This is a genomic window from Sanguibacter sp. 25GB23B1, assembly GCF_040012415.1.
In the GTDB taxonomy this organism is placed as follows: Bacteria; Actinomycetota; Actinomycetes; order Actinomycetales; family Cellulomonadaceae; genus Sanguibacter.
Map to the genome: position 1 here is coordinate 58,817 of NZ_JBDYKL010000025.1, position 8,488 is coordinate 67,304.

An 8,488-nucleotide genomic window follows, 5' to 3' on the forward strand; every position below is an offset into this window, starting at 1 on the left:
GGAGGAGGGTTGGGGCGCGCAGCCTCGTCGCAGCACCGGTCAGAGTCTCCCCCCAGACGCGGGTGCCCGCACCTCAGCGGGCTCCCCAGGCGTCTCCCGGAGCCGCGGCGGTCGCGTCCTCGCGCCGCGCCGCCTCCACCGCCGCGTCGATGCGCGCCTGCTCGGCCGCCCGGCGTCGCTTGCGGCGGACCGGCCAGAGGACGAGGGCCAGGACGAGGAGGGCGACGACGGCGAGGAGCAGCCACGGCACGGCCCAGACCGTCTCGGTCGCGGACGCCTCGACGGCGGGCCCGTCGGTGTCCCCGGCACCGGCGGCTGCCGCGCTGCCGGCGATCGCGGGGGCGATCGGCTGGCCTGCGACGCGCACCTCGGCCGTGAGCCGCACGAGCGGCCGGACCCCGTCGACCTCGACCGTCTTGTCCACCGAGGTCCCGGGGAGCATCTCGGGAAGCTCCGTCTGCGGCACGGAGGCCGAGCCGAGGCCCCACGGCCCGGAGAGCTCGACCACGTGGCCTGCTGCGAGGCGCGTGTTTCCGGTGTTCGTCACGGTGAAGGACACGGTGGCCGGGGCGGCCGTGAAGACGCCGAGCACGCCGCCGGAGGTGCTCACGTCGAGGTCGTCGATGCTCACGCGCGGGGCGAGGTCGCCGGCGACGCGTACGTGCATGCGGGAGCCGAGGCGGCGGTCGACGCTCACACCCGTGGCCTCCTGGACGAGCAGCGACGTCACGACGCCGCCTGCGTAGTCGCCGGGCGTCGCGTCGGCCGGGATGCTCACGGTGAAGGGGACGGTCGTCGTCTCGCCGGGCTGCAGGACGAGGGACTCGGTCTCGAACTCGACCCACGCGCCGAGCTGGGTGGACTCGGTCCCGGCGGTGACGATGTCGAGCTGGCCGTCGTCGGTCATGAAGCCGTCCGCGCCGTACACGCTCAGGGTGAGCGGGGCGGGGGAGTAGTTGGACACGACGAGCGCGTCGGTGAGCACGGTGCCGGGCTCGAGCTCGTACGCGTAGCTGGGCCGCTGGGTGCCGTGCTCCGTGTCGGCGGGGCGCACGCCCCACGACACCTGGGCGCCCGGAGCCTCGTCCGCGCGGGCTACGGTCACCGGGGCGAGCACGGCGCACAGCGCGACGAGCACGGCCAGCCAAGCCCGAGTGAGCACTCGGGCGGGCTGCGACGCCACGAGCACGAGCGTCGACGGAGGGGGAGTGGAGGCGAGCGACGTGCGGGTCATGGGTGCTCCTGGCCGGTCGTGCGGGTCGAGCGGGTGGTGACGGTCCGGTCCCCGCCTCGCGGGGACCGGACCGCCTGGTCGCTAGCTGAGCGCGGTGAGCGTCAGCGTGGCGGTGTACGTCCCTGCGTCGACCCCGAGCGGCAGCTTGAGGGTCAGGTCAGCACCGAGGACGGACGACCCGAGGGCGTGCCCTGCCTCGGCCCGGCCGAGGTTGCGCGGGACGGACAGTCCCTCGCCCTCGTCGAAGCCGGACGGCACAGCCGCACCGGCGACCGCCTGGCCCTCGTTCTCGAGCAGCTTCGGCGCCCAGCCGAGGTGCTTGCCGTCGAGCGTCGTGCCCCCGGCGACGAAGTCGCTCACCTGTGCGGAGACGGACCAGGCCGGAGCCTCGGCCCGCGTGTCGGTGACGCGCACGGGTGCGATCTCGCCCGTCGCCTCGAAGTGGTCGCCCATCTCCTCGGCGACCCCCATGTCCACGAGCCTGCCCGTGGAGTCGAGGCTCCAGATGAACTCGCCCGGGAGCTGCTCCGGCACGACGACCGCGACAGCCTGGTCGTCCGCGCCCAGCCCCGGTGCGGGCCCGTCGCCGGTGTGGTCTCCGGTGACCCCGCCGGCGGAGTTCCCGGCGCCGAGGTTGGCCGCCGGGGTGTTCCCGTCGAGCTGGATCGAGCCCACGACGACCGTTCCCGCGACCTGGAGGTTCGCGGTGTTCCCCGTCAGGACGAGGTCGCGGCCGACGGTGTTGCCCCACTGGTCGAGGCCGCCGTCCGCGAGGGCACCGACGAGCACGTCGCGCGAGCTGCCCGACACGCTCAGGCTGCCGCCGACGATCGCGCCGCTCACGGTCGCCCCGAACGGGCTGTCCGCGATCGACGCGTCGCCGGCGACGCTCGTGCGCAGGAGGTCGACGTAGCTGGCGGCGGCGGTCGAGAAGCTGCCGTCGATGCTCGTGTCGCTCACCTCGACGTCGATTCCGCCGGCGTCGACGCTGCCGGTGACCTCGAGGTCGTAGAGGTAGAGGAACCCTTCCCGCGTGCCCGTCGAGAACGAGCTCACGTCGCCGGCGACGCTCGCGCCGTCGATGAGGATGCCGTACGTGTCGGTGCCGATGACGTCACCGCCGACGACCACCTCCGTGGCGTCGAGCCAGCCGTCCTCGTTGACGACGATCGACCCGGTGACGGTCGTGCCGCCGAGCACGCACGTGGCACCCGCGGGCACCACGAGATCACCCGTGACGGTCTCGTCGGCGAGCTCCGTGGTGCACTCGGTCGAGGCGGCGAACGCCGCCGGTGCACCGACCGTGATCATCGCTGCAGCGGCCACGAAGGCCGCTGGAACTGTCCATTTCTTCATGGTGTTCTCCTGTCGTCTCGGTGCTCAGCCACGAAGGCCGTAGATGGACGTGTAGCTCCGACGTGCGTTGCCGAACGAGTCGACAGGGTTGGGCGGCACCGCGGTCGAGCCCGCGTTGTCCTGCTCCCAGATGCCGTACCGCTGCCCACGGTCACGGAGGTTGGACAAGAACGCCTGGTAGGGGATGTCGCCGGCGCCGTGCTCGATGATGTCGTAGCCGTTCGGGTTCGCCTCGTTGGTCTTGCCGTCCTTGAGGTGCAGGAGCGGGTACCGGCGAGGGTTCGCCGTGACGTAGTCGATCGGCTCGAACCCGGGGAACAGGTGCTTGCCGACGTAGGCCCAGTACACGTCCATCTCGAGGAAGACGTGCTGGGGGTCGGTGTTCTCGAGGAACACGTCGTAGAGACGCACCTCCGGCTGGTCGGACGCGAACGCGAACTCGCCCTGGTGGTTGTGCTGGTAGAGCTTGAGGCCCGCGGCGGACGCCTGGGCGCCCCACGCGTTGAACTCCTCGGCGGCGGCGAGGTAGCCGGCGACGGTCGCCACGTTCGTCGGCGCGTTGGCCGTGCCCACGTGCGGCATCCCGAGGATGTTCGCGATCTCGATCTGGCGGGCGAGGTCCGTCCGCAGGGCGTTGAGCCCGACGTGGCTGCCGACGGCCCGCAGGCCGTTGTCGTCGAGGAGCTGACGGATCTCCTGCGGCGTGATGGCACCGACCTGGCCCTGGGTGTACCCGGCGAACTCCACCTCGGAGTAGCCGATGTTCGCCAGCTCCTCGAACACGGCACGGAAGCCGAGCGAGCTGACCTTGTCGCGGATGGAGTACAGCTGGATGCCGATGCGGTTCACCGGGACGAGGCGGTTGCGGCCGCTCGTCGGGGCGGCCGCCTGCGCGAGACCGGCGGCGCTGGCCGACGGTCCGAGGGCGGCGCCGATGCCGACCGCGACGGTGGACGCCGCGAGAGCCTTGATGAGCGAGCGGCGGGTGAGCGGTTGGGAAGTCATGTTCTCTCCTTCGAGTGATTCCCCAGGTGGGCCCGGGGCGCCTGTGCCCCGGGCCCACCAGCGGTCTAGCTGCGGACGGTGAGAGTGGTCGAGCTGGAGCTCCTGGTCACCGAGGCGGTCCCGGCGTAGTTGAGCTCGACCTTGTAGGTGCCGACCGTGGAGAGCTTCGGCAGGGTGACCACGACGGCTCCGGTGGCGTCGAGGGTCCCGGTCGCGGTCGCGACGAGGACGTTGTTGCGGGTGACCGTCACGGCCACGTCACCGGTGGTGACGAACCCGGTGGAGGTCGCGACCTGCACCGTCACCTTCGGGGCGATGGCCGGCTTGACGGGGTTCGGCGAGACAACCCCCGTGATGGTCGACGTCGCCTTGGCGACGGTGATGCGCCCCGTCGTCGTCGACGGCTTGAACACCTCGTCGCCCTGGTACGCGACGGCGAGGACGTGCGTCCCGACAGGGAGGGTCGGGTCGAGGGCGATGGTGGCGGTGCCTTCCGCGAGGGTGCCGCTCCCCACCTGGGTCTCGCCGACCATGACGGCGACGGTGCCCGTGGGCACGCCACCCTCCCCGGCGACGGTCACCGTGACCTCGCCGGGTGCCCCGTAGACCACGCGGGCCGCCGGGACCGTGACGACCGTGGTCGAGTCGACCGTCGGCTCGTTCGGGGCGTCGAGGTCGATCGTGAACGCCGCGGACCCGAGCTCCGAGACGTTGCCACCCGTGTCCGTCGCCCGGTACGTCACCGCGTAGGTGCCGTCCGCCGGGAACGGCACGGTGTACGCGCCGTTCACCGCCCGGATCGTCGTCCACGTCGCACCCGCGTCGAGCGAGTACTGGACGCTGGCGAGCTGGCCCACGTCCTGCGCCGCGATCCCCAGGGACACGGGCACGTTGTAGACGCCCCCGACCCCGGTCGGTGCCCCCGGCGTGAGCGTGTGGCTCACCACCGGAGCCGTCACGTCCGCGACGCCCGCACCCTGGAACGTCAGGGAGTCGACCGCGAGGTCGTTCGCCGACGTGACGAAGAGGTCGCCCGAGCCGTCCGGCACGGTCGGCAGCGGGACCTCGACGGTCTTCCACCCGGCACCCGCCGGGATGTCCGCGACCGCGAAGGGCTCGGCGTCCGCCGCTCCCCAGCGCATCTGGACCTGGCCGCCACCGTTCGCGACCACCGAGACCCCCGTGATCCCGGCGAAGCTCACCGGGCTGTACCGCAGGAAGTCGCCGGTGCCGAGGCCACGGATCGCGCTGCTCGCGCTCGCGGACTCGTCGGCGTAGACCGTGACGCCCGACCGCTCGGTCGCGTGCTCGGCCTGCTGGAGGAACGGGTTGAGGTGGACGGTCGCCTCGCCGGTCGCCGCCGGGAGGCCGTTGGCCCCCGCGTCGGTGTAGCGGACGACGACGGCGCCGTAGAGCTTGGACGTCGGTCCGTGCTCGGGGGCGTTGACGGGCGTGAGCCACGCGCCCCGGCAGCCGGTTCCCTGGACCTCGGGGTGCGCGTGCTCGTCGTGGCCCAGACCGAAGGTCCAGGACACGCGGGAGCACACGGTTTCCGTGCCGTCCTCGGCGTCGCTCGTCGTGATGGAGAACGGCACCGCCTGGCCCCAGTTGAAGAACCCGCCGTTGGCCGGGTACGCGACGGTGACCTCGGGAGCCTGGTTGCCGACCGTGACGGGCCGCGACGTGAGCGAGAACTTGCCCTGCTCGTCGGTGACCCGCAGCCGGACCACGTACTGACCGAGCTCGGTGAACGTGTGCGTCGCCTCGACCCCGGTGGCGTCGAACGTGCCGTCGCCCTCGAAGTCCCAGTCGTACGTGAGCGCCGAGCCCTCGGGGTCGGTCGATGCCGACGCGTCGAAGGTCACGGTGAGCGGTGCCTCGCTCGAGGAACCGGGTGTCGCGGTGAAGCTCGCCTGCGGAGACTTGTTCCCCTCCGCGTAGTCGATCCGGTAGAGCCCGGCGTCCGGGTTGGCCCGGAAGAACCCGTCACCGTACTCGATGACGTAGAGCGAGCCGTCAGGACCGAACTCGAGGTCCATCGGATTGTCGTGGATCGGCTGCGCGGCTGCGTAGAGCGCGGTGTTCGGCAGGAAGTCCTCGATGTGGGTCACGGAGGAGGTGGCCCAGTCGACGGTGAACGCCGCGAGGTAGTCCTGGGTGAACTCCCCGAAGAACGCCTTCGAGTCCCAGTACTCCGGGAACTTCGTCGTCGACGGGTTGTCGGCGTCGAAGTGGTAGACAGGACCGCCGTGCGGGCCCTGGCCGCTACCGGTGCCGAAGTTCACGAGCTCGTCCCACGGCTGGTCCCCGGGACGGTCGCCGTAGTACAGGGTGGCGGGCGTAGCGGCGGGGAGCTGTGTGAGCCCGGTGTTCCACCGCGAGTTGTTCACCGGGGCGGCGCAGTCGAAGAACGCTCCGGCCGTCGCGGTCTCGAAGTCCCACTCGTTGTAGGCGAAGTTGTCACCCGTGCAGTAGGGCCACCCGCTGTTCTGCGGGGTGTCGAGCGAGGTCGTGTTCCACTCGACGAGGCCCATCGGACCGCGGGCAGGGTTCGCCGTGCCGGCGTCCGGCCCGTAGTCGCCCCAGGAGAGGCTGTTCGTCTCCGCGTCGACGTCGATGCGGAAGGGGTTGCGGACCCCCATGACGAAGATCTCCGGCCGTGTGCCCTCTGTCCCGGGGGCGAAGAGGTTTCCCTCCGGGATCGTGTAGCTGCCGTCGGGCTGCACGGTGAAGCGCAGGATCTTGCCGCGGAGGTCGTTGGTGTTCCCGGCACCGCGGCGGGCGTCGAAGCCCGGGTTGAGGCCGGGGGCGTCGTTGTTCGGCGCGAAGCCGTTCGCGCCGGGCGTGCTCGCCGGCGTGTTGTCACCGGTGGCGAGGTACATGTTGCCGTCGGCGTCCCAGTCGAAGTCGGCGCCCACGTGGCAGCACTGCCCGCGCTGGACGGGGACCTCGAGGATCGTCTGCTCGGTGGCGAGATCGAGCTCGGTGCCCGTCCACTGGAAGCGGGACAAGCGGTTCACGCCTTCCCACTGCTCCCAGTAGGAGTCGTCTGCGCCGGCCGGCAGGGTCTGGGGTGCGGAGCCCACCGGGGTGTCGTCCAACGGTGCGTAGACGAGGTAGACCCAGCCGTTCTCCGCGAACTGGGGGTCCACGCCGATGGCCTGGAGGCCGTCCTCGGAGTTCGTGTAGACGGGGATCGTGTTCGTCACCCGGGTGATTCCGGTGGACGGGTCCGTCAGCCGGACGTCCCCGTTGCGGGCGGTGTGCAGGACGGTCTTGTCGGGGAGGACCGCGAGGTCGATGGGTTCACCGACGTCCTTCGTGAGCAGGACCTTCTCGTAGTTCGTCCAGTCGAGCGCGCTGGCTGCGCCCGGCTCCGTGTCGTGGTCCACACCGTCGTGGGCCGACGCGGGAGCGCCGATGACGGCCACCCCCGACAGTCCGACGACCGCGGCGAGCGCCGCTGCGGCGAACCGTCTCCCGGGGCGTCGTGGTGCGCGGATATCCTTCATGTGATGCAACTCCTCATCAGGGTTCATCGCTCCAGGCCGGGCTGCCGTCGTTGATCCTCGAAGACACTGCGGTAGTCCGGCCCCTCATGACACCGTCGGGCGTCGGCCCGGCGCTCTCGCGGTACCTCCTGCTCTCGTCTCCGGCTGTCACCGGTCGTGGCGAGCGATCAGACCTTCTGCCACTCGCTCCTGCTGGCCGCGCTCCGTTGCACGGCGTCGAGAACTCGCTGGACGGCCAGGCCGTCGGAGAACGTGGGGGTCGCCGGTGTCCCGCCGTGGACGGCGGTGACGAGGTCGACGACCTGGTGGGTGAACGCGTGCTCGTAGCCGAGCCCGTGGCCCGGAGGCCACCAGGCGGCGAGGTACGGGTGCTCGGGCTCGGTGACGATGATGCGCCGGAAGCCGGCCTCGCCGGCCGGGTCGGTCGCGTCGTAGAGCTCGAGGACGTTCATGTCCTCGAAGTCGAACGCGACGGAGCCTGCGGAGCCGTTGATCTCGAGCCGGATGGCGTTCTTGCGGCCGGTGGCCATGCGGGTGGCCTCGAAGACGCCGACGGCACCGCCCGAGAGCCGGGCGAGGAAGACGGCCGCGTCGTCGACGGTCACCTGCCCGTAGGTGGTGCCGGCGGTGCTCGACAGACCGGTGGAGGACGTCGCGACGGGGCGCTCGTGGACGAACGTCTCGAGCAGCCCGGAGACACCCGTGATGGTCTCGCCGGTGATGAACTGGGCGAGGTCGATGATGTGGGCGCCGATGTCGCCGAGCGCACCCGACCCGGCCTTCTCCTTGTCGAGCCGCCACGTCAGGGGCGACTGCTCGTCGGAGAGCCAGTCCTGGAGGTACTGCGCGCGGACGTGGCGGACGGTGCCGATCCGCCCGTCGGCGACGAGCTGCCGGGCGAGCTGGACGGCAGGCACGCGGCGGTACGTGAAGCCGACCATCGCGACGACCCCCTGCGTCGCCGCGACGGCCGCCGCGGCCGCCATGCGCTCGGCCTCCTCGACCGTGTTGGCGAGCGGCTTCTCGCAGAGCACGTGCTTGCCGGCACGCAGCGCGGCGATCGCGATGTCCGCGTGCGTGTCACCGGGTGTGCAGATGTCGACGAGGTCGACGTCGTCCCGCTCGACGAGCACGCGCCAGTCCGTCTCGGTCGCCGACCAGCCGAGCCGGTCGGCTGCCGCCTGGACCGCCCCGGCGTCCCGACCGCCGAGCACCGCCATCTCGGGCCTCATCGGCAGGTCGAAGAATCGAGGGGCGGTGCGCCACGCCTGAGAGTGAGCGGCCCCCATGAAGGAGTAGCCGATCATCGCGACCCCCAGGCGGGGCTGAGCAGGACGGTTCATGAGCTCGGGTCCTTCCTCGTGGGGGGGGGGGGGGGGGG

At 71.5% G+C, this 8,488-nt stretch carries 5 protein-coding genes; all 5 read right to left on the reverse strand.

The features are described 5' to 3' along the window. Window positions 1-73: 73 nt before the first annotated feature. The 5 genes from ABKW26_RS13905 to ABKW26_RS13925 all read right to left on the reverse strand — a co-directional run bounded on the left by ABKW26_RS13905 (window position 74) and on the right by ABKW26_RS13925 (window position 8,450). A complete protein-coding gene (locus tag ABKW26_RS13905; RefSeq protein WP_348594373.1) occupies window positions 74-1,234 on the reverse strand; it encodes a DUF916 domain-containing protein in 1,161 nt (386 codons plus the stop codon). 81 nt (window positions 1,235-1,315) lie between these two features. Next, a complete protein-coding gene (locus ABKW26_RS13910) occupies window positions 1,316-2,590 on the reverse strand; it encodes a hypothetical protein (RefSeq protein WP_348594374.1) in 1,275 nt (424 codons plus the stop codon). Between the two features lie 24 nt (window positions 2,591-2,614). Continuing rightward, window positions 2,615-3,595, reverse strand: a complete 981-nt coding sequence (locus tag ABKW26_RS13915; protein WP_348594375.1) for a sugar phosphate isomerase/epimerase — start codon at window positions 3,593-3,595, stop codon at window positions 2,615-2,617. 65 nt (window positions 3,596-3,660) lie between these two features. Beyond that, the gene (locus ABKW26_RS13920; RefSeq protein WP_348594376.1) at window positions 3,661-7,107 is read right to left on the reverse strand and encodes a PQQ-dependent sugar dehydrogenase; all 3,447 of its coding nucleotides are present in this window, start codon (window positions 7,105-7,107) and stop codon (window positions 3,661-3,663) included. A gap of 167 nt (window positions 7,108-7,274) precedes the next feature. Continuing rightward, window positions 7,275-8,450 (reverse strand): Gfo/Idh/MocA family oxidoreductase, encoded by a 1,176-nt coding sequence (locus tag ABKW26_RS13925; protein ID WP_348594378.1) that lies wholly within the window; start codon window positions 8,448-8,450, stop codon window positions 7,275-7,277. Window positions 8,451-8,488: the final 38 nt, after the last annotated feature.